General features: G+C 44.9%; 23 protein-coding genes. 13 read left to right on the top strand and 10 right to left on the bottom strand.

Going from position 1 to position 24,867, the window contains the following annotated elements:
• Complete coding sequence (locus tag JJ941_RS09115; protein ID WP_290964103.1) at positions 1–519, top strand: hypothetical protein; 519 nt, start codon at positions 1–3, stop codon at positions 517–519.
• A gap of 11 nt (positions 520–530) precedes the next feature.
• Here JJ941_RS09115 and JJ941_RS09120 read toward each other — a convergent pair whose 3' ends face one another.
• The 3 genes from JJ941_RS09120 to JJ941_RS09130 form a co-directional block, all read right to left on the bottom strand.
• Complete coding sequence (locus tag JJ941_RS09120) at positions 531–1,592, bottom strand: VOC family protein (protein WP_290964104.1); 1,062 nt, start codon at positions 1,590–1,592, stop codon at positions 531–533.
• 78 nt (positions 1,593–1,670) lie between these two features.
• Complete coding sequence (locus JJ941_RS09125; RefSeq protein ID WP_290964106.1) at positions 1,671–2,327, bottom strand: TlpA disulfide reductase family protein; 657 nt, start codon at positions 2,325–2,327, stop codon at positions 1,671–1,673.
• Between the two features lie 56 nt (positions 2,328–2,383).
• On the bottom strand, positions 2,384–3,052 hold the full coding sequence (locus tag JJ941_RS09130) for a nitroreductase family protein (RefSeq protein WP_366069249.1): 669 nt from the start codon (positions 3,050–3,052) through the stop codon (positions 2,384–2,386).
• Positions 3,053–3,218: 166 nt separating this feature from the next.
• On the opposite strand from JJ941_RS09130, the gene JJ941_RS09135 reads away from it, so the two are divergent.
• Positions 3,219–4,241 (top strand): hypothetical protein, encoded by a 1,023-nt coding sequence (locus JJ941_RS09135; protein ID WP_290964112.1) that lies wholly within the window; start codon positions 3,219–3,221, stop codon positions 4,239–4,241.
• A gap of 5 nt (positions 4,242–4,246) precedes the next feature.
• On the opposite strand, the gene JJ941_RS09140 is transcribed toward JJ941_RS09135, so the two are convergent.
• From JJ941_RS09140 to JJ941_RS09160, 5 genes are all read right to left on the bottom strand, one after another.
• The gene (locus JJ941_RS09140; protein WP_290964115.1) at positions 4,247–4,669 is read right to left on the bottom strand and encodes a YciI family protein; all 423 of its coding nucleotides are present in this window, start codon (positions 4,667–4,669) and stop codon (positions 4,247–4,249) included.
• A gap of 44 nt (positions 4,670–4,713) precedes the next feature.
• Positions 4,714–5,748: a M23 family metallopeptidase gene (locus JJ941_RS09145; RefSeq protein WP_290964118.1), complete on the bottom strand. Its 1,035-nt coding sequence runs from the start codon at positions 5,746–5,748 to the stop codon at positions 4,714–4,716.
• 105 nt (positions 5,749–5,853) lie between these two features.
• Positions 5,854–7,989: a hypothetical protein gene (locus tag JJ941_RS09150; RefSeq protein ID WP_290964121.1), complete on the bottom strand. Its 2,136-nt coding sequence runs from the start codon at positions 7,987–7,989 to the stop codon at positions 5,854–5,856.
• Between the two features lie 69 nt (positions 7,990–8,058).
• The gene (locus tag JJ941_RS09155) at positions 8,059–8,436 is read right to left on the bottom strand and encodes a DoxX family protein (protein WP_255134050.1); all 378 of its coding nucleotides are present in this window, start codon (positions 8,434–8,436) and stop codon (positions 8,059–8,061) included.
• Between the two features lie 73 nt (positions 8,437–8,509).
• Complete coding sequence (locus JJ941_RS09160; protein ID WP_290964125.1) at positions 8,510–9,361, bottom strand: proline dehydrogenase family protein; 852 nt, start codon at positions 9,359–9,361, stop codon at positions 8,510–8,512.
• 123 nt (positions 9,362–9,484) lie between these two features.
• Here JJ941_RS09160 and JJ941_RS09165 point away from each other — a divergent pair, with 123 nt between their 5' ends.
• The 4 genes from JJ941_RS09165 (at position 9,485) to JJ941_RS09180 (ending at position 15,777) form a co-directional block, all read left to right on the top strand.
• Positions 9,485–10,432 (top strand): DUF4097 family beta strand repeat-containing protein, encoded by a 948-nt coding sequence (locus tag JJ941_RS09165; protein WP_255134046.1) that lies wholly within the window; start codon positions 9,485–9,487, stop codon positions 10,430–10,432.
• 140 nt (positions 10,433–10,572) lie between these two features.
• Positions 10,573–13,383, top strand: a complete 2,811-nt coding sequence (gene uvrA, locus JJ941_RS09170) for an excinuclease ABC subunit UvrA (protein WP_290964128.1) — start codon at positions 10,573–10,575, stop codon at positions 13,381–13,383.
• A gap of 121 nt (positions 13,384–13,504) precedes the next feature.
• Positions 13,505–15,034, top strand: a complete 1,530-nt coding sequence (locus JJ941_RS09175) for a hypothetical protein (RefSeq protein WP_290964130.1) — start codon at positions 13,505–13,507, stop codon at positions 15,032–15,034.
• Positions 15,019–15,777: an ABC transporter ATP-binding protein gene (locus tag JJ941_RS09180; protein ID WP_290964132.1), complete on the top strand. Its 759-nt coding sequence runs from the start codon at positions 15,019–15,021 to the stop codon at positions 15,775–15,777. The genes JJ941_RS09175 and JJ941_RS09180 overlap by 16 nt, the downstream gene beginning before the upstream one ends.
• 15 nt (positions 15,778–15,792) lie before the next feature.
• On the opposite strand, the gene JJ941_RS09185 is transcribed toward JJ941_RS09180, so the two are convergent.
• A complete protein-coding gene (locus JJ941_RS09185) occupies positions 15,793–16,503 on the bottom strand; it encodes a cytidylate kinase-like family protein (RefSeq protein WP_290964135.1) in 711 nt (236 codons plus the stop codon).
• A 186-nt stretch (positions 16,504–16,689) separates the two neighbouring features.
• On the opposite strand from JJ941_RS09185, the gene JJ941_RS09190 reads away from it, so the two are divergent.
• From JJ941_RS09190 to JJ941_RS09205, 4 genes are all read left to right on the top strand, one after another.
• Positions 16,690–19,215, top strand: coding sequence for a serine/threonine-protein kinase (locus JJ941_RS09190; protein WP_290964138.1), 2,526 nt, complete (start codon positions 16,690–16,692; stop codon positions 19,213–19,215).
• 111 nt (positions 19,216–19,326) lie between these two features.
• Entirely contained in the window at positions 19,327–20,010 is a 684-nt protein-coding gene (locus JJ941_RS09195) for a hypothetical protein (RefSeq protein WP_290964140.1), read from the top strand.
• A gap of 108 nt (positions 20,011–20,118) precedes the next feature.
• Positions 20,119–20,538: a hypothetical protein gene (locus JJ941_RS09200; protein ID WP_290964143.1), complete on the top strand. Its 420-nt coding sequence runs from the start codon at positions 20,119–20,121 to the stop codon at positions 20,536–20,538.
• Positions 20,539–20,675: 137 nt separating this feature from the next.
• Entirely contained in the window at positions 20,676–21,482 is an 807-nt protein-coding gene (locus tag JJ941_RS09205; protein ID WP_290964146.1) for a mechanosensitive ion channel family protein, read from the top strand.
• A 70-nt stretch (positions 21,483–21,552) separates the two neighbouring features.
• On the opposite strand, the gene JJ941_RS09210 is transcribed toward JJ941_RS09205, so the two are convergent.
• Positions 21,553–22,026 (bottom strand): GAF domain-containing protein, encoded by a 474-nt coding sequence (locus JJ941_RS09210; RefSeq protein ID WP_255134026.1) that lies wholly within the window; start codon positions 22,024–22,026, stop codon positions 21,553–21,555.
• Between the two features lie 123 nt (positions 22,027–22,149).
• Between JJ941_RS09210 and JJ941_RS09215 the strand changes: the two genes are divergently transcribed.
• The 3 genes from JJ941_RS09215 to JJ941_RS09225 all read left to right on the top strand — a co-directional run bounded on the left by JJ941_RS09215 (position 22,150) and on the right by JJ941_RS09225 (position 24,721).
• On the top strand, positions 22,150–22,824 hold the full coding sequence (locus tag JJ941_RS09215) for a MarC family NAAT transporter (protein ID WP_290964150.1): 675 nt from the start codon (positions 22,150–22,152) through the stop codon (positions 22,822–22,824).
• Positions 22,825–22,828: 4 nt separating this feature from the next.
• Positions 22,829–23,275 (top strand): DinB family protein, encoded by a 447-nt coding sequence (locus tag JJ941_RS09220; RefSeq protein ID WP_290964153.1) that lies wholly within the window; start codon positions 22,829–22,831, stop codon positions 23,273–23,275.
• 93 nt (positions 23,276–23,368) lie between these two features.
• Entirely contained in the window at positions 23,369–24,721 is a 1,353-nt protein-coding gene (locus JJ941_RS09225) for an alanine/glycine:cation symporter family protein (RefSeq protein ID WP_290964156.1), read from the top strand.
• Positions 24,722–24,867: the final 146 nt, after the last annotated feature.

Below are 24,867 nucleotides of genomic sequence, written 5' to 3' on the forward strand. Positions count from 1 at the left end.
ATGAATACTCAAAAAAAGAGCGCTATCAAGATCTTTGTAATTGGGTTTTCTTGTTTGTTGGCTATTTCCTGTGGAAAAACAGAGCAAAAGAAAGGTCAGGATGCAGAACCTAACGGCCAAGCCCAAGTATTGAATGAAGAAACCACCCAGCCGGAGAAGTTGTATGTGGAAATGGATGTGGAAGCTATCCCCTCATTAAAAAAAGGGGATACTTTACAGATTAAGATGGCTGATGGTGAAGGGGATGACATGAACCTTAAAATCCGGCGCATTCAGGAAACGATTCCCGGAATTACGTCCGTTTCTGCATTTGTAGAAAATAGTGAAAAGGGACAGGCCACACTCACGGTGAAGGGGCAAAAAGTATCCGGCATTATTGACCTGTTTGATCAAAAGAAGAAATATACTTTTGGTTACGATAGCACTATGAATTCTTACTACCTCAGCCTGATGAATCCTGAAGATATGGACGTACTCCCGGGCAGCGCTCCTGTCACGCCCAATGAAAAAGGGAATTAAACAGCGGTTGATTAATCCTTCATTCGGCTAAACCGAAGGGCTGAGATCATCCAGTTGGGAAGATTCTTTTTGGGGTCCCGCTTGGTCATATCAATGTACCACCCAATCTTTTTGATGATCGGGACTTTATGCGTTTCCACAAACTCGATGAGGGTTCCGTCGGGACCTTCCACATAGGTAAAACGTCCTGCGGCTTCGCCCATATCAAAGCTGTTGGCAGAATCTACGGTGAACGGAAACCCATTGGATTCCAGCTCTTCTTTCAGGGCATCCATTCCCTGTACATCAAAACAGAGATGGATAAAACCCAGGTCTCCCCAATATCGGTCTTTAAAAAGTTTACGAGGTTCGCGCTCCTGAACTTCGATGAGTTCTATTTCAGTAGGACCAAACATTTGGCTGAACCCACCCTGCCGTGGCTGGGAATGACGCAGTAAAACACGCCGGTACCGGTCTTCTCCACCGGGCAATCCTTTGAAGTCATCAAATGCAGCGGTTTTATCATACACGACTTCATCATAACCCAAAACATCGGAATAAAGCTTACGGGCTTTTTCAATATCCGTGGAGCCGATGATGGCCCCAACAACTCCGCCGGTAGAAGTCGGTGTTTTGGTTTTAAAGAAATCTAGCCCTTTAACTACTTGCCAGATGTTGCCGTACAAATCCTTTACAAAGAAGTTATAATCACCTGCGGGGTTTTTCTTAAGAGGAGTGAGGATGTCCAAACCTGCAGCTTCCATCTCATCATAGGTTCCGGGCACGTTAATGGACTTGATCTTGCCGACGTTGATTCCCAAATCACCCATCATTAAGTCAAAGTCAGCGGGTTGAGGAGTGCGGCTGGTGTATTGCCAGATTTCAAATCCACCCCCGCCTTTCATATTCAGAGCCAGCACGGCCGTTCGGTCATGCGCTTCGCCGCCGGTGTATGGAGTCATCAGTTCAGCTGTGGCAGAGTCTTCAAACACTTTGATGTCCATCCCAAAATGACGGCGATACCAATCAGTGGCTTTGTGGACATCCGGAATACCGATTCCAATTTGCTGAATACCTGAAATTACTTTTTCCATAAAATTAGTGTGAAATGGATGAAGGTTAGAGGGCGCCAAGGTACGTTTTTTTGATTTCGATGTCACAAAAAAAGCAGATCAGCGACTATCGGAAGAATCAGTATCTGCCGCATTCCATTCAGCAGGCTGCAGGGAAGAGACGGCACTCAAGAAATCCTTAAAGCGGTCCGTGTTATAGTTGGCCATGCCCTGATGCTTTAGCACAATTTCACCGGTAGGGGAGATAACATAGGTAGTTGGAACAATGGATGCGTCATAAACGCGGGGCTTGCTACGTACAGAATACACCGGAAAGCTAAACTCCTTCCGTTCTATAAAATCCCGGGCTTTCTGGGGATCCCGATCCAATGAGGCCATCACAAAAACGATATCCTCACTCTGAATGTCATCATGCAACCGCTGGATGTTCGGCATCTCAGCAATGCAAGGCGGACACCAAGTCGCCCAAAAATTCAGGAAGATGGTTTTGCCCTTGAAGTCCGAAAAAGAAACAGGGGTACCATCAAGGGTAAGCAGGTGCATGTTGTAATCCGCGTTATTTCCATGTACAACAGACTCCTCAACATCGGGCTGAAAGAGGCCGGTGTATAAAATCACGCTTTGAAGCTTTCCGATTACTTCTGTGTGATACCCGGTTCCGTATAAAACAGCCCCGATCAGAAATATAGCTCCCCATTGCAGGAGTTCTTTTTTAAAGGAGGATGTCTTTTTTGCCTTGTGCTCTTTTTCATTCATGTCACAAGATCAGAAGGATTTAAGAATTAAAAGAGCTTGTAGTAACAACAAGGTGGTCAGATGAAGGTTGAAATTTCATCCAGCGACTTTTTGGTGATGTCCGGAACCGTCACCCCTTCTGCAGGATATCCAACCACTAACAAAAGAAATGGTTTTTCGTGTGAAGGCCGACCCATAATCTCATTTAAAAAACCCATGGGGCTTGGGGTGTGAGTTAGTGTGGCTAAACCCGCATTATGTAAAGCCGTAATCAAAATTCCGGTGGCAATGCCGACGGACTCTTTTACGTAATAATGTTTTTCTTTCTCACCCTCCTTATCCAGGTTATAGCTTTGGGCAAAAATACCGATCAGGTAAGGGGCCTCTTCCAGAAAGGGTTTGTTCTCATCGGTTCCAAGAGGGCGAAGGTCTTCAAGCCAGTCTTCCGGAGCCCGGCGGTTATAAAACTCATGCTCCTCTTTTTCTGCCTCAACCCGAATCTTTTTCTTCACGTCCGGATCGCTGACGGCCACAAAATGCCAGGGTTGTTTGTTCGCTCCATTCGGGGCGGTGCCTGCGGCTAATAAACAGTTCTCGATAACCTCTTTGGGCACTGCTCTGGAACTGAATTCACGAACCGTGCGCCGGCGTTTCACCAGTTCGTAGAACTCCGAGGCCTTTTGTTTCATTTCAATCTTTGGGAGTTCCTTATAAGATTCGAGGGGTACGAAGATGGCTTCACGCATCATAGTCTGTTGTTTTTTGGATTATACCGGAAGTTACTTCACTCCCGAACCTTTTGCCAGCCATTAAGAGTCGCACTATGAAAACAAAGATCTATGCCATTCAGGACAGAAACCGTGGAAGGTTGAATTAATTTGTAACATTTAAAGTCTTTGTGTATCTGATACTTTGCTAATAAATAAAGAAAAAAAGTTAAGAGATATAGTGAGATTTATAACATTTATTTTTGCTGCTATAAGCATAGTTCTTCTTGCAGGTTGTGATTTGATTGGAGGAAAAGAGTCTAAACCAACTGTTCCCGGTAAAATTGTTTTTTCTAAAAGTGATAAATCCGGTGATTATTTAAAAATTTTTAAAATGAATACGGATGGCTCAGGAGTGAAGAAACTTGTTGATTTTAACGGGCTCAGTTCTTTTCAACCGTCCTGGGGTCCTGATGGCCAGCAAATTGTTTTTACATCAGCAAAAATGGGTATCCACGGTGAACCGGCTATTTTTTTAATGAATGCAGATGGTTCGAACAAAAGGCCGATGAAAGTGTACCCGGAGTATCCGGCAATTGCCATTGGTGGAGACTCTCCTGTTTTAAGTCCAGACGGTTCCAGGATAGCTTACGAAGTATGTTCTAATTGCGGAGGTGCCGGCGGGCGAAATTTTGAGATCATGGTGTATGACTTTGAGACCGACTCGATCACTAGAGTCACCAATAATCACTGGCCCGATCGACATCCTTCCTGGAGCCCAGATGGCACTAAGTTGGCTTTTTCAACAGAGCTTCCTTATGCAGACACGAATATCCGTGGTTTTAAACAAGATATCTACACTATTTCACTCGAAGACGGAACGCTTACCAGAATAACTAACACAGGAAACGCTTCTGCTGCAAACTGGAGTCCTGATGGAAGATTTATTGCATATCAAACTTCTGTTGGGGGTGAACAATCTTACATCTATGATTTAGAAAATAACAGTACTACCCAACTATTGCCCGGTTTTAGAACTTCTTTCGGTATACAGTGGAGTCGAAAAGGCTCGATGATTGCTGTTAAAGCATCCAAAAATTCAGATTTAGCAAATGAAGTCAGATATTACAACATAGAAGAAAATAATATCGAGTTTGTCCATCTAGAACAATATACCCCTCAAGTTATAGGAACTCGATTTAAATGGTACTACAATGAAAATGAATAAATAATCTACTTCACTCCCGAGCCTTTTGCCAACCACCAGGGGTGAACTTCCACAGCCAGCCGGCCGGCTTTTACCATCGGGTCATTTTCCGCATACTTCCGGGCCTGTTCGATGGTAGCTACATTGTAAACCGAAAAACCGCGGATATCTCCTGTTCCATCTGTGGGTCCGTTCAGATTAATGATGCCTTCTTCATACAGTCCGCCCAGGTAAGCCAGGTGTTCGCGCTGAAGTTTCATTGCCTCTTCTTCAGACTGGCTCCGCTCCGGGCCCGATTTCAGAAAAACGATAAAATATTTCTGCATGGTCATTTTTTCTCCCGCCCATTCATACTCAAAGGTTTCGGGTTGAGCCGTAGAATCAGCTTCCTGGGCTAAAAGAGGAAGAGAAAGCAGTGCAAAAAGGAGGGTAAGGGCAACATTCTTCATAGCATATATTTTTTGTGAATTGTTGGATAGCAAGAACTCTGAAATCAAAAACGAATATAGGATTGAGGATTAACAGGCTTACCGTCTTTGATGATTTCAAAATGCAGGTGCACTCCGCTGGAAGTCCCCGTATTTCCCGCTTTGCCAACAACCTGCCCTTTTTTAACGCGGTCACCTTCCTTCACTTTAATTTTGCTCATGTGAGCATATACGGTTTCAAATCCGCCCGGATGTTTTATGCGGACCATTTTTCCATATCCCCGGCCATTTCCTGCTTTCACAACAACACCTTGCTCTGCTGCATAGATGTTGTCTCTCAGGTTTGCATCCAGATCCACACCTTCATGAGTGCTTCGCCAGCGGGGCCCGAATTTAGAAGTGACGAACGTATCGTCCATGGGCTTGTCAAAGTTGACGGCCGTGACCCGCATGAGCGGAGGTAATTTGGTTTTATCTCCTTCCGGGCGTTCTCTCTCATTCCAGGGAATACTGATGGAGACCCCAACTGAAAAGGTAACAGGACTGAAATCGAATGACCGAAAAGCCGGGCTTTCGGTGAAGCTGCTTTCAGGCACTATGTTTTGGGGAAGATTATGGGTTTTGGTGATCTCGGCCTGCAGTCGTACGAAATTCAACAAATAATATTTTACACCTCCGGTTATTGAAGTAGTAAAACGGTCGGCATTTTCGGTGGGCTTCACCCAGAATTGATTTCCATTGGGGTCTGTTGCTTTGATGTTAAAATTCCACACGCCACCGGCTTTTACTCCGCCATAGACTCCAAGCTTGGGCCATTGCAAACCGGCTGTAGCCCCAAAATTGATCTGGTTAAAATTAACCGGACCGCCAATCAAAAAATCTTCCTGGTTTTGGACTAAAAGCTCACCTTTTCCGGCTACATACAACCGGTATAATAAATACCGTTCAAGCTCAACTTCCAGCATTCCCTTTACGGCTTTATTGATTTCCCCTGAATAGGTACGATTAGGCACGTAGTTAAAGCCTACACTTTGCATGTTATAGGTTGCGGAAAGTCGCCAGTCTTGAGAAACAGCTGATTGAGGGATGGTTATCAGCATGGTAAGGCATGTAAAAAAAACAGCTGCAGTAAGTATCGATTTACTATAGTAACCCATCAACCCAAAGTATTTCTGTGAATATGATCAAACATGATTATAAAACGGTTAATCTGCAACTGTTGATTCAGCCTTTAAAAACCGAAGCCACTTTCGCTGTTCCTCAAGCCGTTCTTTGTATCGCAGGCGAAGGCTCTCTTTACCAACCAAATCTATCCATTGCTCGGCTGCATCAAAGGCTCCCCAGAAAGCAAGCTGATCGATCGTGGTTTCATAAATATTAAACCAATGGGAGTCAGGATTATGATCAAGCAAAAGTGTGGCGTAAAGCCGGGCTAGTGATTCCCTGTTTTCCATGAGGGCCTTATTCAGGTTTAGCATCCGGTTGGGGAGGTTCAGCTCAACAAAAGCAGAACTATCGGGAAAAATGTTTTGGTATCGGCGCTGAACATGATGTTTCCACTGCACAGAATCTGCCCGAAGCTGAAGGGTAAACCGGAAGTTTCGGGCTTCCGACTGTTGAATCTTTGGGGAGATGTGATCCAATACTGAATCAGCTTTTTGGATTTGCCCGGCAAGAAACAGCGCATCCGCTTTGAGTACCTGTAAAGCAAGCAGGGAGTCTTTTGGGGTGATGGCGTCTGAAGCCTGCTCATAGTTACCCTGCATCAGCTGAGCCCGAACCCAGGCATCTTTTACCAAATCGTTTTGAGGGAAAAGGCGGTACAGATCACCCAGCTTTTGATAAGCGGAGGAGGTGTCCTGGTCAGCTAATAAAAACCGGTATTCATCCCAAATCTTCATTTCTTTTGAAATGGAATGCGGGCAATTCTTCTCAAATAAAGACCGCTGTGCAAAAATAAACTCTGATACTTGCTGATCAACAGAATCGAGAGCAGTGCTGCCTAACGTCTGATGCCAACTACTTACCAATGCAGAAAAGGAGGTATCATAGGCAGACGACAGGTCGGCGGAAGCATAGCCTTTCTTGAAGGTATCCGCACTGTAATTTGAAAGCAGATATTCGACAAAAGACCCGGCGGTGGTATAACTGATAGCTCCGGCGCTGCTGTAGAACCCGGAAAATGAAAGCGCAGATTGCATGTCTTCCGCTGATGGGTAGGGTTTCTCCGCGGCCACAATTTGATGCAGAGTGGATTGGGAGGAGGCATCTTTGGCAATTCCTTCAGCAAGACCTTCAATCAATCCAATACTTCTGCTTCCGTTAAACAGGTCGTTTCCAAACTGCTTGGAAAGCACGTGTACCATCTCGTGCTTCAAAACGCCTTCCAGCTGTTGTTTGGCGATGTGAAGCTGGTCCTGCTCCAGCCAAATGGGCACGTAGCTGGTAAACTTGGCGCCGGTGATTTTCTTCTTTTGCCAGGCATGGGCATACAGAAAGCTTTCGATTTTACGGTCATTCGGCCACTCAATGTTGAAGAGGTCATTAATTTCTCGGAAGTAGAATTCATGCTTTGCTGCCCAATACTGAATCTCTTCCGGTGAATAGAAATCCTCATCAAAATAAAAATCAAAGTGTTTGGTTTGGTGGTAAGCTCCCAGCTGCGCTTTAATGGATTCTCTTGGGCTGATGATACCGGCCTCGTCAAGATTGAGGTAGCTGAACAGTAAGCTAATGAGGGTAAATCCTGTGATGAGTTTGGTTTGCAGGTTCTGGCTCCAGTTGGGAAGCACCCAGAGCAGGACAATCCATAGAAAAGTAATCCAGCGAAAGTAGAGGAAAGAACCGGAGAGCTGAACAGCCTCATCATAAATAGGTCCTGGCCAAATTCCCCATATATGATTATAGAAATACACCTGGGGAAAGCTGAAAAACTCAATCACCCAGACACCAACCCCGCAGAAAAGTAGAACGCCAGCGGTGAATAATCCCGGAAATGGAAACTTGTAAGTACGCATAATTCGCCCAATCGCTGTTCCCAGAAAAACAGAAGGAAGAGGAATGAATATCCAGAACCCAAACCCGTCAAAAGTCAGGCAACCCGTAACAAGTGATGTGATGAAAAGCGGAAGCCCGCCGAGATATAAAAAGCCCAGTACGTTCAAAGAGTAGAAAAAATCCCGATCAGAAGCTGCTTTAGCGGCTCTGAGACCCGCCCAAAAACAACCAATTACAGCGGCAAGGGCTGCTGATTCAAAATGGAAATCACGGAGCAACGGGACAGGCAGTAGTGCTATCCCAAGTAAAACAGGAATCAGATATGGAAGTGCCTTTTTAAGCAAGTTCGGTTAGGTGATGTAGTGGTATAGTGAAGAAGTAAGTTATCAAAAACTTTGTCACTTAATCACTAATCAATTTACCCCTGCCCAATATACCCACCATATTAGCACGAATTGTAAAGGCAGCCGGGCAATCAGCGCCCAGGTATAAAGGGTGAGGCCATGGTTTTTATATCCGCTCCAGGCCATGTCAATATTAGCCGGAAAAACGACGAGGAGTAATACAATTAATCCCCAGGCTGCAAAAGTGCGAAATTCAGGTACCATGATTCCAATTCCTCCCAATATTTCAGCCACCCCGCTGATGAGAACCATCGCTTTGTGAAAAGGAATATAGTCAGGCATGATGCTCATATACATACCGGGTTTCAGGAAGTGAAGCAGACCGGCAAGAATAAACAAAACGCCAATAAGGTATCGGTGGAAAGAAGGCTCGAAAAGAAAGGACATTTAGTGGAGGGTGATGAGGTGATAAAGTGATTCAGAAAATACTTATCACTTATCACTTTATCACCTCATCACGTTACTTCTTAAACATGGTGCTTAGCACAAACCAAACGTTTTCTTTACGCTCCATCAATCGGCGCTTGAAGTAGGGAAACCAGTCGGTGCCAAACGGAACATAAACGCGGGCAGAATAGCCTTCATCACTAAGCTGAACCATGGTTTCTTCCCGAAGCCCGTACAGCATCTGAAACTCAAAACGATCTTTGGAAATTTCATTTTCGGCGGCGTAGCTCTTAAGCCAGTCAATTAGTTCGTCATCGTGAGTACCAAAACGGGGAAAAGGTGTTTTTTCTAATAGCACTTTCGCCTGTTCTTTGAAAGCCTCCCGAATGGCAGGCATGTTTTGGAGTGCAATCTTGGAAGGTTCGCTGTAAGCGCCTTTCACCAGACGAATATCGGCTCCCATTTCAGCCAGCTCGTGGATATCATTATGGCTTCGATGCAGCATGGCCTGAATCACAGTACCCACATGCTTGCCGTACCTTTCGAAGGCTTCTTTGAAGATATCCAGTGTGATTTGGGTATGATCAGAACCCTCCATATCAATCCGCACAAACTGATCTTGAGCCTTAGCTACATCCAGCAAGCGAAACAGGTTTTCCCGGGTGAAATCATGATCGATATCCAGCCCCATCATGGTGAGCTTAATGGAAATACTGCTGATTAAATCCTGCTCTTTGATGCCTTCAAGCAGGCGAATGTAAGCATCAACGGTATCCGTTGCGGTTTGGCGATCGTCAATATTTTCACCCAAAAGATCCAAGGTAAGCTTGAGATCTTTTTTGTTTAATTCTTTTGCTTTCGGAATTGATTCGGTAAAAGACTCTCCGGCTACAAAGCGTTTTGCTAAAATGAAAGGTAACTTCATGAAACTCCAAATTTTGATGGCGGGCAAATTTAATCAATAGTTCACATCAGTGCCCACATAAAAATGTAACTACTGCAAAAATCATTCGTGTAAAGAGAGTGAGTGAAAACCAATGGAGAAAATATGAGTTCAACAGGAAAATATTTGAAGAAATTGATGCTATCCGGCGCGTTAGTGGCCGGACTTTTTTTGTCAGCGGCTCAACCCGCGTTAGCCCAATCAAGTGATGATGTATATCGGGTTGAAGAGTTCCGCGTATCAGGACAGGTGAGCCTGGAGGTAAGAACATCAGGGGGAAGTATTTCGGTAGTAGGATCTAATGAGGACGAAGTAATTGTGGAAATGTATGTGCGAAAAAGGGGCGACTACGTGGAGCCCGGTGATGCTGACCTTGACGATTATGAAATAGAAATTGCGCAAGATGGCAATAACGTCAGGGCAATTGTGGAAAGAAGGTCAGGCAGCTGGAACTGGAATAACGACGGGTACTCTATCTCTTTTGTGGTGTATGCACCGGAAGAAACACGAAGCCGGCTGAAGACCTCCGGCGGCAGCCTGACCGTCCGTAACCTAAGTGGTTCCCAGGAGCTGAAAACGTCAGGTGGAAGCATAACAGCGGAAGGAATTCGGGGGAAAATGATTTTAAAAACTTCCGGCGGCAGCATCAATATGACGGAAGTGCAGGGTGATGTGGAAGCGAATACCAGTGGCGGTACCATCCGTGCAGAAACCATCGTTGGGAACCTGGATGCCAAAACCAGCGGAGGCAGTATTCGTCTGTCCGGTATTGAAGGTAATGTGGACGCTAAAACAAGCGGAGGCTCAATCAATGCCGAAATCCTTGCTCCATCTGATTATATAGAACTGAAAACCTCCGGTGGAAGTATCACCATTAGAGTGCCCCAGGAAAATGGATATAACTTAGACCTGGATGGAAACCGCGTTTATGTTGACCTGAACAATTTCAGCGGACAAGCTGAGAAAGATGAAATCAACGGCACCATGAACGGAGGCGGAACCCTTATCGAAGCCAAAACCAGCGGCGGGTCGATTCGCTTAGAATATTTATAATAGGGCGATTACGATATACACTAATAAAATCAGAAAGCGAGGGATAGAATCTCTCGCTTTTTTTGTTTGCTGATGTTGTCGGTTCACTCCCAACAAATGTTTATATTCAGGGTTCGACTAAATCAGGATTCAACAAATCTATGTCCACAATTCAAACGGCAAGCAAAGAAGCAAAAGAGAAAGAAGAAGAGCGTCCGATAATTATCAAGGGGGCGAGGACACACAACCTCAAGGACATTGACGTAGAAATTCCCCGCAATAAGCTGACTGTAGTAACCGGGGTTTCGGGTTCAGGGAAATCGAGTCTCGCTTTTGACACCATCTATGCGGAAGGTCAGCGCCGGTATGTGGAAAGTCTCTCCAGCTATGCACGCCAGTTTTTGGAGCGAATGGATAAGCCGGATGTGGATTTTATGCAGGGAATATCGCCAGCCATGGCCATTCAGCAAAAAACAACCACTTCCAATCCTCGCTCAACTGTAGGTACAACGACCGAAATCTATGATTACGTTAGGCTGTTGTTTGCCCGTATAGGGAAGACGATTTCACCGGTTTCCGGAGAAGTGGTAAAAAAAGATACGCCTCGCACCGCCATTGAGAAGCTGTTTGAAAGTCAGGATGAAGGCGAACGGTTCTATGTGCTTCATCCAATTCCACAACACGAAAAAAAGAAGCTGGATGAAGAGCTTAAAGTGCTTAAAGAAAAAGGGCTGACTCGTCTTTTAAACATCGAAGACGAGAGTATGGTGGATTTAACAACGGATGAAGTCAACCTGAAAAAATTCAAAGCAGACAAGCATCGGGTGTTGATTGACCGCCTGGTTTTAAAGGATGATAAGGACACCCGCACCCGAATTGCCGATTCACTGGAAACGGCTTTTCAGGAAGGCAGCGGAAGATGCTCAATTAAGATGAGAGGCGGGGAAGAACTCCGGTTCAGCGAACGCTTTGAAAAAGACGGCATCGAGTTTACCGAGCCGACTCCCCAGATGTTTTCGTTCAACAATCCATTTGGAGCCTGTGATAACTGCGAAGGTTTTGGGAAAGTATCCGGGATCGACGAAGACCTGGTTATTCCAGATCACCAAAAAACGATTAGGAACGGAGCTATCGCCCCTTTTGATTCCCAGAAATTCAGTATGCACCTGCGGGATTTAATAAAAGTTGCAGCCCGTGAAAAATATCCTATCGACACGCCATACGCGGAGCTTTCCAAAGAATTCAAAGATGTAATCTGGAAAGGGAAAGATGAGTATATCGGAATCTGGAAGTTCTTTGATGAGATCAAGAACCAGTCCTATAAAGTGCACATGCGCGTGTTGTATTCCCGCTATCGTGGATACAGCCGCTGCCAGGAATGTGAGGGTTACCGTGTCCGGAAGGATGCACTGTATGTGAAAGTTGGGGATTTACATGTGGGCGAAGTATCTGAGCTGACGATTGGCCATGCCCGCGATTATTTTGAAGATCTGGAGCTTACAGAGTTTGAGGAAGGCGTAGCAGGGCAAATTCTATACGAAATCCGAAAGCGCCTTAAGTATCTGGATGAAGTGGGGCTGGATTACCTGACTTTGGATCGGCTGGCAAATACCCTGAGTGGCGGGGAGTCGCAGCGAATCAGCCTGGCTAATGCACTTGGCAGCTCTTTGATAGGAAGTTTGTATGTACTGGACGAGCCGACGATCGGACTTCACCCCAGAGATAACGACCGGTTGATAAAAATTCTGGAGTCGCTTAGGGATATCGGAAATACCGTATTGGTGGTAGAGCACGATCCCGAAATGATAAAAGCGGCGGATAATGTAATTGATATTGGTCCTTTTGCCGGCACCCATGGAGGAGAAGTGGTATTTCAGGGTTCTGTAGATAAACTCGTTAATGCCGACACACTAACCGGGAAGTTTTTAAGCGGCCGGAAGGAAATCCCGGTTCCTCAAAAACGAAGAAAAGGAAATGGGAAAACGATTGAATTGCGGGGAGCTTCAGAGCATAACCTAAAGAATGTAGATGTGGATTTTCCACTTGGGATGATGACGGTAGTGACCGGTGTTTCCGGTTCCGGTAAGTCAACGCTGGTTCACGATACGCTATACGCGGGCATTCAGAAACATATTGGGTCGTATAATGATAAAGTAGGACGTTTCTCGGACCTGTCCGGAATGGCAGCAGTTCACGGCGTGGAGATGGTAGATCAAAGTCCCATTGGCCGGTCTTCCCGTTCAAATCCGGCTACATATACCAAGGCCTTCGATGGTATTCGAGACCTGTTTGCCAATACCAAGCAATCCAAAATCATGGGGTACGAACCGGGTCACTTCTCTTTTAACGTGCCCGGCGGTCGCTGCGAAAACTGCCAGGGAGAAGGTGTTCAGCGGATTGAAATGCAGTTTATGGCCGACATTGAGCTGACCTGTGAAGTATGTAACGGAACCCGCTTTCGTAAGGACGTACTCAGCGTGAAATATCGAGGCAAGAATATTCATGACGTATTGGAGATGCCGGTTTCGGAAGCCATTGAGTTTTTTGTTGACGAAACCACCATCATTAACAAACTGCAGCCGCTGGAAGATGTAGGGCTTGGATACTTGAAATTAGGCCAAAGTGCGACCACCCTTTCCGGAGGGGAAGCCCAACGGGTGAAACTGGCAAAATTCCTTGCCAAAACCTCCACCGACCACACCCTCTATTTCTTTGACGAACCGACAACCGGCCTGCACTTTGAAGATGTGGCCAAACTGCTTGATTCGTTTAATGAATTGGTTGAGCAGGGGCATTCGGTAATTATCATCGAGCATAACCTGGATATTATAAAGTGCGCTGACTGGATTATTGACATCGGACCGGAAGGTGGATTTGGCGGAGGACAGATTGTAGCTGAAGGAACGCCGGAAGACATTATGAAACAAGAAGAAAGTTATACGGGGAAATTTTTAAAAGAATATTTGGGGTAAAAGAACATCACTTCAAGGAAGGTTTAAAACTTTCAAATAGTAAAATCACGTTGATACTGTTATAATAGCATCCTGTTATTCATCAACTAATTAACCGCCCTTGTTCTACAGGCTGCTTACATTGAACTGGAGAATATTTATCTCCAACCTGAACCGCTTTCAGCTGCTGCTGACCATCGGGTATATTCTGTTTCTGGGGATTATGTTGGTGAACCTCGCCGGAACGGCTATTGTGGTAGTACTGATGGACAGCGACCCCTGGATGCAGGTGCAGCTTCCGTGGCTAACACCGGATATATATTCCTTTATCCTGCTGGTGTTTGCAAATGCCTACTGGGTGATGCACTTTTCCTTCACTAACATGCGGCTGATGAATATTGAGGAAAACCGAAAGCTGTTGGGTTTCGGCTTCCCGCTAAAAAGGCTGGCTAAGTATCTGACTATCATCGGATTTTGTCACCCAGTAAATATAATCTACAATTTAACCTGGCTGGTTTTTTTGTTGATACAGGTACATGCAGCCTACCAGGTGCCGGTTGCCATAGCAGCCGTAGCGTTGAACTACGTTCTCATTTATTCAGTGAAACACCGGTTTATCCGTGTGGTTGAAAAACGATTTATAGCCGTAGTGGTAGGGTTTTTGTTCCTGGTGTTTGGGCTGTTTCAGTTGGTGTCGCTTTTTGCGTCTAACTCGACACGAATTTTTGCGGAACTACTGCCACAGGTGGAAACAGTGAATGCGTTTTTATCTTGGTTGCCGGGCGGGATGCTGATCCAAACAGTGACGGAAGACTACGGGTGGATGAATGCTCTAACCATCCTCTTCTTCTCCATTGTGCTGATTGGCCTGACGGTGATAGATCACTTCAATAAAACCAAAGAAGGTTTGTTGAATCCCGGCCTGAAGAAAGCCGAAGAGGAAAGCAGCAAGCTCTGGAAGGTGCTTCGGAAAGTGTTGGGGCGCAATGCCGGCAAATATTATTTCTACGTGATGAAGCACCCTTACAACCGGCTGCAGGTTTTAACGCTTACCATCATCCCGATTGTGTATGTACCGCTGTTGCTGAATGTAGATTACGAAGTGGCCCAAACCATTTTGATTCCCACCATCCTTGCCGGTATTCCGGTGGCTCTGCTGGCGATGGGAATGGCCAATATGTATGGCTATGAAAACCGGGAGTTTCTGCTTCACCTTCAGTTTCCCATCAATTTAGAAAAGCAGCTGAAAGAACGATTTTTGGGAGTGATTTTGCTCCCTTTACTGGTGTTTTATCTGATCACGGTTTTTGAGCTGCTGGTGATTCCCGAAATCGGTTCACCCCTGCAAATATTTGTAGCCAACACGTTTTTCTTTCTCATGTTCATGTTGTTGTTTGTGTGGAGTTCCTACTTTCAGTACCAGAAGGCCACCTATTCTTCTTTTAGTTATAAGCACCCTATCATCCCGCAAAAAGTAACCTTTGCCATATCCTTCCTGATCTTTTCGATGGGATACATGGTTTTTGTGCCTTTAAACGGATTGGAATGGTACCGGCTGACGATCATGGGGACAGTAATTGTAATTATGGCCATTTACCTGTGGCGGCACATGGATGTATTGGTTAACCTGTTTAAAAACCGAGTATTGATGAGATTATGGAGCGAGCTGTAGAGTTAAAAAATCTGGATAAGAGCTACGAGGATACACCGGTGCTCAAGAACCTGAACCTGGAGATTCCGAAAGGAACGGTTTTTGGGTTGATTGGCCCGAATGGTGCCGGGAAGAGCACGTTGATTGGCGTGTTGACGGGCTTGCTGAGCTTCGAAGGCGGGGATGTGATTATTCACGGGATGAAACTAAACGCCAGGAACGAGCTGGAAATTAAAAAGCTGACTGCCTCTGTGTTGCAGCCGCCGCTCTTGTTTGAGCAGTTCAGCAGCCTGGAGTTTATCGAGTATGTGTGTGAAATCTACGAAGTAAACAAAGAAGGGCTGATCGAGAAGGCCTACTCGCTGATGGATTATTTCGACATCAAGGATTTTGCCAAAATTAAAGTGAACAAGCTTTCTTCCGGGAGTCGCAAAAAGCTGGCGTTTGTAACTTCCGTTTTGGTTGAGCCCAAGCTGCTTCTGCTGGACGAGCCCTTTGAAGCCGTTGATGTAATTTCTATCGAGCGGATGAAAAACATCATCCGGCGCCTGAAGCAAAAAGGGGTGACCATCATCGTAACCAGCCATATTCTGGAGGTGGTAGAAAACCTCTGTGACGATATCGCCATTTTGCATCACGGCCACATTAAAGCCTACCTGGATTCTGTGAGCCGCAAAGAACTACAAAAAGATTCCAGCCTCCACGAAATATTTGAAAAGTACGTGGAAGTAGAGCAGAAAGAAGAAATCGTGGACTGGTTGTAATTTCCGGATAGGTTTTTACAACTCCTGCTGAGCCATTTCAGCAACCTTAGTTCCGGTTTTCATTTCATAGGCTTGCACTGCTATTTCAGCCATCTCTGATAAAGAAAAAGTGCCTGAGTTAAGAATCAGGTCATAATCGCTTGCATTTCCAGAATCCTGATTGAAGTTATACTTACTGAAATGTTGACGATCTGCGTCCTTCTTCAAAATAAATTCGGAGGCTTCTTTCTTTGTGATTTGATAGGCGCGAGCATAGTTCTGGATACGCTTATTAAGAGGACAGACCACACGGATATGAAAAGAGTCCGGTATTTTGCAGATGTAATTTGCACCTCTTCCTACAATAATATTACTGCCAAACTTCTCCAGAGCCCGAACAGCTTTAATCAGAAAAAGAAGATAGCTGAGGTTTGTTTCGCGATGATGTATAAACCCGAAAATGGTATCTTCCAATAATCCCCGGCGACTCTCATCTAAGGACTTTATAAACTCTTTGTTGCTGCCAATATTCTTACTTATTAACTCCAGTAAGTCCTTATCCCAAACCTTGAATTCTAACCGCCGTCCTAATTCTTCTGCCAGGGCAGCGCCTTTAGCTCCGAATTCCCGCGATATCGTGATTATAGGACGCTTAGAATTAGAGACGGGAACGCCTTTTTGGGCGGCCTCTTTACGCATCCAAAACTGAACTTGTTGTTCGATGATCTGAGCTGCTTTCTTAGCCATAACAACCCCCAATTACAAAGTTAAAGATCAAACCTTTTTGATAGTGGAACCATCTGAATATGTTGCAAAGCGCTATTGATACATATAGAATCTTTATGAAGAAATGATGAATAAGAAGGTAGCTTTATCAATCCACTAATTTTATTAGCTTAAAAGAAATTCGGGAAATCAAGAACAGACAGTATTATGGAAAAGTCGGAGTTTGAAAAGCTGGAAAAAATCATTGATGACGTGTTGCTCCATCCAAAAGAAGAGCAAAAAGACCGCATCAAAGAACTTTGCGGGGGAGACAGCAAGCTGCAGGAACAAGCCGAAGAACTGCTGGAATCTATTCATGATAGTGAGACCTTTCTGGATGATCAAAAGAAGAACCTGAAGTCTTTTCTCGACGATTTTTCCGATACCGAAGCCCCACCCGAAACGGAAGAAGGTGACTTTACCCCGGAGACCTTTGGGTTTTATACAACCACCGGCAAGATTGACCAGGGAGGAATGGGAATTGTTTATAAGGGCAAGCGCTCGGACGGAGAGTTTGAACGAGAAGTCGCCATCAAGGTTTTAAACAGGCGACTGGTCAGTGAAAACTGGGAAAAGAGGTTCAAGCAGGAGAAGGTGATTCTCGCCAGTTTGGAACATCCCAATATTGCCAAGCTGTATGATGCCGGGATTTCCGAAAGAAACCGTCCGTACCTGGTTATGGAATACGTGCGGGGAATGTCGCTGAAAGAGTACATTCAAAAAGAGGAACCGGAACTGAAAGAATGCCTTTCCAAATTTAAAGAGATCTGTGAAGCGATTGAATATGCCCATCGTAATCTGATTGTGCACCGGGATATCAAACCGCAAAACCTGTTGATTAATGAGCAGGGGCACGTCAAGGTGCTGGATTTTGGTATTGCCAAAATTATTTCCGAAGAGCTTTCTGAAGAAGAAGTGATACAGACCATGGAATCGGGCCGGCTGCTGAGCTTAAGCTATGCAGCGCCGGAACAGGTTAATATGGGAAAGATAACGGTAGCCACGGATGTGTATGCGCTTGGTTTGGTACTGTATGAGATGCTCGCCCGGGAGAAACCATTCGATCTTTCAGGGAAGACCCTGCAACAAGCCGAGAAAATAATCCTCAACAGAGAGACTGAGAATATAAGCGCAAAGGCGAAGGTAAAGCTCAAAAAAATTGATGCTAAAGATTTAGATGCCATTGTAAACAAATGTCTTAGAAAAGAACCCGAATACCGGTATTCATCGGTACGGGAGCTTTTGAATGATCTGGAAAACCTTCAGAATAAAAAGCCGGTTGCGGCGCGAAGAAACACCCGCCGGTATAAGACCGGGAAATTTCTGAAAAGGAATAAGTATCAGCTCTCGGTGGCAGCTGTATTTTTTGTGGCCATCGTCACATTTGGGGTTATTTACAGCATCAACATCACCAAAGAAAAAAACCGGGCACTGGAAGCGTTAAGCAGAGCCAAAATGGTTAGTGATGTAATGGTGAATGTATTTGAAGAGGTAGATTATACTAAGACGGAAGATCCCCGCCTGGCAACCAGCCGGTTCCTTGATGAAACCCTGAATGCAGTGGACAATATGTTTGCTAATGTGCCCGGAGAAAGAGCTCGTTTGCTGATGAATTTCGGCTCCATAAAATTTAACCTGGGGGAGCTTAAAACAGCTGATTCATTACTGACGGAAGCTACTGCCATTCTTCATGCATTAGATACTGAAAATGAATACAGATACTGGCTGGCTGATGTGTTTAATGTAAAGGCCGATCTGGCTCGAGCCAGAGGGCAGGATAGCTTAGCATTGGCTTATGCAGATTCCCTGCAGCATTTTTTAGATAAAAATGAACAGGAAATAAGGAATCTGGAAATCGTGCCTCTCGACTGGGATGCGTATTATTTGGCTGCTAAATCATATAAGGCAGAAGTGTATAGCTTTTTCGGGGAATTTGAGAAAGCGGACAGCATGTATACTGAGCTTTTTGAGGGGTACGCTGCACGAAATGACACTACTTCGGATGTATATTGGGTGGGACGCCACGACTATGGCTGGCTATTACTGGAAAAAGGAGAATATCACAGGGCTATTTCAACCTTTGATAAAGTGTTGGAAGCCCGCACAAAAGGTTATGAGATAGGCTATGCTCATTATACTCCTACCAAAATTGCCGGGGCTTATGCCAGCCTGGGCTGGGCTCATCATATGCTGGGACAGAGTAACAAAGCAGAAGAATATTCCAGAAAAGCTTTATCCATGTATACTGACATATTTGGTGAAAATCCAAGTATAGAAAGAGCCCGTGCAATGAATGATTTAGGGATTATCATTCAGAGAAAGGGTGAGTATGAAGAGGCCAGAGAGTTAATTGAAAAGGCTTATTACATGCGGAAGGATTTGTTGGGGGATACGCATCCCCTGACCCTGACCAGTGAAGGAAACATGGGGCTGGTATATTTCTACAATGACCAAAAGGAGAAAGCGCTGGAGTGGTTTATTAAAGCCCACCAAAGTAATGTAAAGGTGAAAGGAGAAACACATCCTGATCATATGCGAGAGCTGAGTAATATTGGGGCTGTTTACATGCAGCTGGGAAAAAATGAGCAGGCCATAAAATATTTTGAAAGAGCCCTGAGCATGGGAGAGCAGTTCTTCGACACCACAAATGTAATTTACCGCAGAACGTTATCAGCATACAACTCCATCAAGTAGCGTAAAGGGGAAAAGCAGGCCGCCAGGATGCCTGTAAATAGGGATTTCTCCTATTCAATCATTTATTGTATAATCAGGAAGGTTAGTAATAGAAATAAAGTGGGGGTTCTTATGAAAGTGCTTTTTACGTCGGTTATTATGGTGTGTAGTCTCTTCAGCTTTTCACAAGCACAGGATCGTCCCGATCCAAATATTCCGCAAGGCACAAATTTTGAAGTCCCGGATGGATGGGAGGTTCGCCTTGATCACGGCATGGATGATGTTGTCATAGGATCTAAGCCGGACTCTTCTGATATCTATTTTGTGAACATGACCCCGGGCTGGCATATTACCACCGGACCGGCCGGCATCTTTTATCATCCGGCTAATACAGCCTCCGGTTCATTTGGTGTAAAAACGGAACTGCACTTTTTTAATCCCGGCGAAAGAAACCGGGAGGGATATGGCCTATTCTGGGGAGGCTCCAAGCTGGATGGAGATGCTCAGACATATATGTATTTTTTACTTCGGAATACCGGCGAGTTTCTCATCAAAAAAAGGACGGGGGAAGACACCGAGGTTATTCAGGGCTGGACGGCCAGCGATGCAATCAACATATACGATGACCCGGAAGTATCCTCTGTTTTGAATGTACTGCAGGTAAGGGTTGAGGGTGAGCGTGTTCGCTTTACAATTAATGATGAAGAGGTTGCAGATATTGATGCATCAGGTATGAACAATGATGGCATTTACGGACTGCGTGTTAACCATAGCGTGAACCTTCATGTTTCGGATTTGAGCTTATCGAAATTGTAGTAACAAATTTTTACTCATCATAAAGAAAATACTGCCTGAAAGGCGTAACACCCTTCTGAAACCGGCGTATTAGCTCTTGTCTCACAAATAAATAAAAGGAGAAGAGAGATGAGAAAAGTTAATGCGGTATTGATCTTAGTAATAATCGGAATGATGACGGCAGCTTGCAGCACGTCAATAACAAAGTCCACAACCACTCATGTTAAAGACCTGGTACAGTCAGATGTATTTGGCGTACTACCGGCGTATAGTCAGGAAATCATCGTTTACAATTCACCGGATGAAGTTGAAGGAGAATATCTGGAGCTTGCCACGGTTCAAATTCAGGAAACAGCCGGAGAAAGTTCCACTGAAAACATGATTGAAATGCTGAAAATAGAAGCAAAAAACTTAGGAGGGAATGGAGTAATTCTTATTGAGAATAAAACAGATGAGGGGTCAGTCTCGGTAACCAAAGAGGTTAAAGCAATAGCCGTGTATGCTCTCGATAAAATTCCATCAGAAACCAAGCCGTTGGTGCTGCTTTAAAAGAAGTACGGAATTAAGCTTCGCTAAAATCGTTTTATTTCATGTACTTTATACGCAAAACATGAACTAAGACACAAAACATGCAAGAAAGTTTTGAGCTTTTGTCGGACAGAATAATAAGCACAACGCCTCAAATTTTGGCTGCTATAGCATCGTTGGTTGTGCTTATTTTTATCGGCAGGCTTGCCAGCAGCGGTGTTGGTCGTTTACTTGGCGAAGATAAAACCAAAGGCGTAAAGCAAGTCCGGCTGATTAAGCGCCTGGTACGTTGGGCGTTTAATGTTCTGGGCCTGATTATTGCCTTACACCTTGTTGGATTAACACAAGTTGCCACCAGTTTTTTAGCTGCGGGTGGTGTTGTTGCCGTGGTACTTGGGTTCGCTTTCCGGGAGATAGGTGAAAATTTACTTGCAGGGTTATTCCTTTCTTTCAGCCGCTCTTTTGATGTCGGAGACCTGATTGAAAGCAATGGAATAAGAGGAATTGTGCAGAGAATAGAGATACGGGACGTTCACATACGGACTGCCGATGGGTGTGATATTTTTATTCCAAGCGCCACCATCTACAAAAACCCGCTTCACAATTTTACGAGAGATGGGTTGCGACGAGGCAGCTTCACCATTGGGGTTGACTATGGGGACGATCTTCAGAAAGTAAGAGAGACTCTTCTCAAAACCGTACAGGGTCATAAACTCACGCTTGCAAATCCTGCCCCCAATATTCAGATAGCCGGTTTTACGGCAGCTTATGTTGAGCTGGAGGTTTTCTTTTGGATTGATACGTTCAGCAACGATCGCGGATTAGGTGAAATACGGTCGCAGGTGATGGACGGCTGCCACAAAACATTAGCTGAAAAAGGATTTACCTACAGCTCTAATGTGACTACCGCTATAGACATGCTACCGGTGAGCGTGAACATAAATCAGGATAAGAAAACGCCTTAAAACTCGAGCCGCCGGAGTTGATCGATGTCCATTTCGTCTGAAAAGAAAAGTTTCTCGTGGTACTAATTGATTAAAATTCGTCCGACAGAAACTCACAAATTTCTTCCAAAAGCTCACGCTGTTCTTTGGTGATGGAGTTCTTTGTGTTTGAGTCGATATCGAGTTGGCCTACAAACTCATCGTCTTTCATGATGGGGACAACAATTTCGGATTGTACATCGGTGCTGCAGGCCAGGTAATTTTCTTCGCTGTGCACATCCTGTGCCACAAAGGTTTCGTGGCTAAGGGCAACCTGTCCGCAAATACCTCTGCCGTAAGGAATCCGGGTGTGGTCGGTAGAAGGGCCCACAAATGGACCGAGAACAAGTTCCTGTTTCCCCTCAGGATCAGGCAGATAAAAACCCACCCAGCTGAAAGAGGGGATTTCATCAGCTAACAATTCACAAATCGCAAAAAGCTTTTCATCGCGGGTAACATTTCGCTTTAAAATGCTTTCCGTATCCGAAATTAATTGATCATAAGAAATAAGTTGTACAGCGCTCATAGCATTAATAAAATTTGTTGGAACAGAAAATAAAACAATATATCCGATATAAAAGTTAAGCTTTGTTTTAAGTAAAAACACAAACTAAAAATTGGTAAAAAGCTGTGTATCTTTAGGGCCATCATGGAAGAATTTTTCAAAGATATAATCCCCTTTTCTACTGTATTTATGAGCATAGCAGCACTGTTTTTTGCAAGCTTTTCATCTTTATTTTCTGTCGTTAACCCCTTTGCAGCAATGCCTATCTACATTTCTTTAATGGAAGGGCATGCCGATGAAGAGAAAATCAGGACCGCTCGCAAGGCTACTACTTACATGTTTTTTGTTCTGATCACCTTTTTGTTGGTTGGAACCTACATTCTCAGCTTCTTTGGAATCAGCCTCCCGGGCATTCAGATAGCCGGAGGGTTGGTGATTGTAAGAGCAGGTTTTTCGATGCTAAGCCCGGATAACGGTGGTAGAAAGTTGACCAAGAAAGATCAGGAGGCAGCCAAAGAAAAAGAAGATGTATCATTCAGTCCACTTGCACTCCCTATGCTTTCGGGGCCGGGAAGTATTGCGGTTGTAATCGGATTCGGTTCTGATGCGCAGGGTATTACCGATTACCTGGTGAACGGAGCGGCTGTATTTATGACGGCGCTGGTTGCATACGGAATATTGAGAGTAGCACCCGCCATCGTAAAATATATCGGTAAAACCGGAATGACGGTCATCACCCGCATGATGGGCTTCATCGCGCTGGCTATTGGTGTGCAATTTGTGATCAATGGTATATCCAAATTTTTTGGAATTGGATAGTCTCATGGACCTTGAAAAGCTTTTCGAATACGACCGATGGGCCAACGAAAAAATACTTCAGGCTATTCGGGAACTTGATGAGAGCGAAACAAAAGAAGAAGTCACGGGCTTGCTTTCTCACATCCTCGCAGCCCAACAGATTTGGATGAACAGAATCACAGGCAAAGAAACAGCGGTGGAGATTTGGCCACAATTTTCGATAGCTGAGATGAGCCAAATTATACAGGAGAACATCCAGAAGCTAAAAGACTTGGTTGCACAGAGTGATAATGCCATCACCTACCAAAACTCCAAAGGCAAGGAATTCGGAAATGTTGTAGGTGATATTTTGACTCACCTTATTATCCACGGGCAACACCACCGGGCACAAATAGCCACGCTTATTCGACAAGCCGGACAAATTCCCCCCGGCACTGATTACATCTTTTTTCTGAGGACAGTACACAATTAACCCGTCTATTCATTAGTTTCTACGCTTAACATCAATTAAACGGACAATACCCTGGCACTCATCGAAGAATTTCTCGCAGCGTTTTCCTCTTTCATGTGGGGATATCCCCTTGTCATTTTATTAGTGGGGGGCGGACTCTTTTTCCTGATCTCATCCGGATTCACTCCCTTTCGGTTTTTCTTTCATGCCATAGACCTGGTTCGGGGTAAATATGACAACCCGGATGATCCCGGCGATATTAACCACTTTGAAGCTCTTTCCACAGCATTGGCTTCGACCGTGGGGATGGGAAACATCAGTGGTGTTGCAGTTGCGATTTTTATGGGTGGTCCCGGCGCGCTGTTCTGGATGTGGATGAGCGCCATTGTTGGAATGGCAACCAAATTTTTCACCTGTACACTTTCCATTATGTATCGCGGAGAAGACACCCAGGGCAAAATTCAGGGTGGACCGATGTATGTAATCCGGGAAGGACTCAGCAGCAAATGGATGCCTCTGGCTTACCTGTTCGCGATGGCGGGGTTATTTGGTCCTCTGCCGATTTTTCAAACCAACCAGCTGGTACAGATTTTAAGAGACTTTATTTACATACCGAACGGATGGGTTGAAGCAGATGCCGCCTTTACCGGAAACCTGATCACCGGAATTGTGCTTGTTGGTCTGGTTTCGCTGGTCATTTTTGGTGGGATTACCAAAATCGGGAAGGTAGCTTCAAAGCTGGTTCCCTCCATGGTTGTGATCTATGTGGTTTCGGTACTATTTATTTTAGCCGTTCACATTGCAGACATTCCCTACTATTTAGGGCTGATTGTAACAGACGCCTTCACCGGAAAAGCCGTGATGGGCGGAGCTGTAGGACAGTTGATTATTATCGGGGTTCAGCGGGCTGCTTTTTCAAATGAAGCTGGAATCGGGACAGAGTCGCTGGCACACGGTGCGTCAAAAACCAAAGAACCTGTTCGGGAAGGATTGGTAGCTATGATGGAACCTGCCATCGATACATTGCTGGTATGTACCATGACGGCCCTTGCGATTTTGGTAACCGGTGTATGGCAATCCACGGAAGCCAATGGGGTAACGCTTACTCTCAACGCTTTTAACGAAGCTCTTCCTGCATTCGGTACGTACTTATTGATTATATCCGTACTGACTTTCAGCGTAAGCTCCATGCTTTCCTACTCCTATTATGGCTCAAAATGTTTGGGCTTCCTGTTAGGTGCGGAAAGGCAGCATCTCTACAATTACTTCTATGTGTTCTCCATAATCTTTGGAGCAGTGGCTTCGCTGGATGCGGTCATCAACCTGATTGATGGTATGTTTGCCCTTATGGCCATACCTACGGTGACTTCCGCTTTATTACTTTCCAAGAAAGTAAGGCTGGCCTCGAAAGATTACTTCACCCGCCTGAAAAACGGCGAGTTTAAAGAGTATTTGGAGAAGAAATAAACAAACTCTGCCATTCACGTCTATACAAAGGGCTAAAGCCCTTTTTCCGGTTTATGCCACTCATTCACCGGCCTGAAGGTCGGTGCAATTAAATGGTTCACCCGCTTTGATTTTATCTAATCCTTTCTATTTTTCTGAAGGGGAAG

This window comes from Gracilimonas sp. (genome assembly GCF_017641085.1).
In the GTDB taxonomy this organism is placed as follows: domain Bacteria; phylum Bacteroidota; class Rhodothermia; order Balneolales; family Balneolaceae; genus Gracilimonas.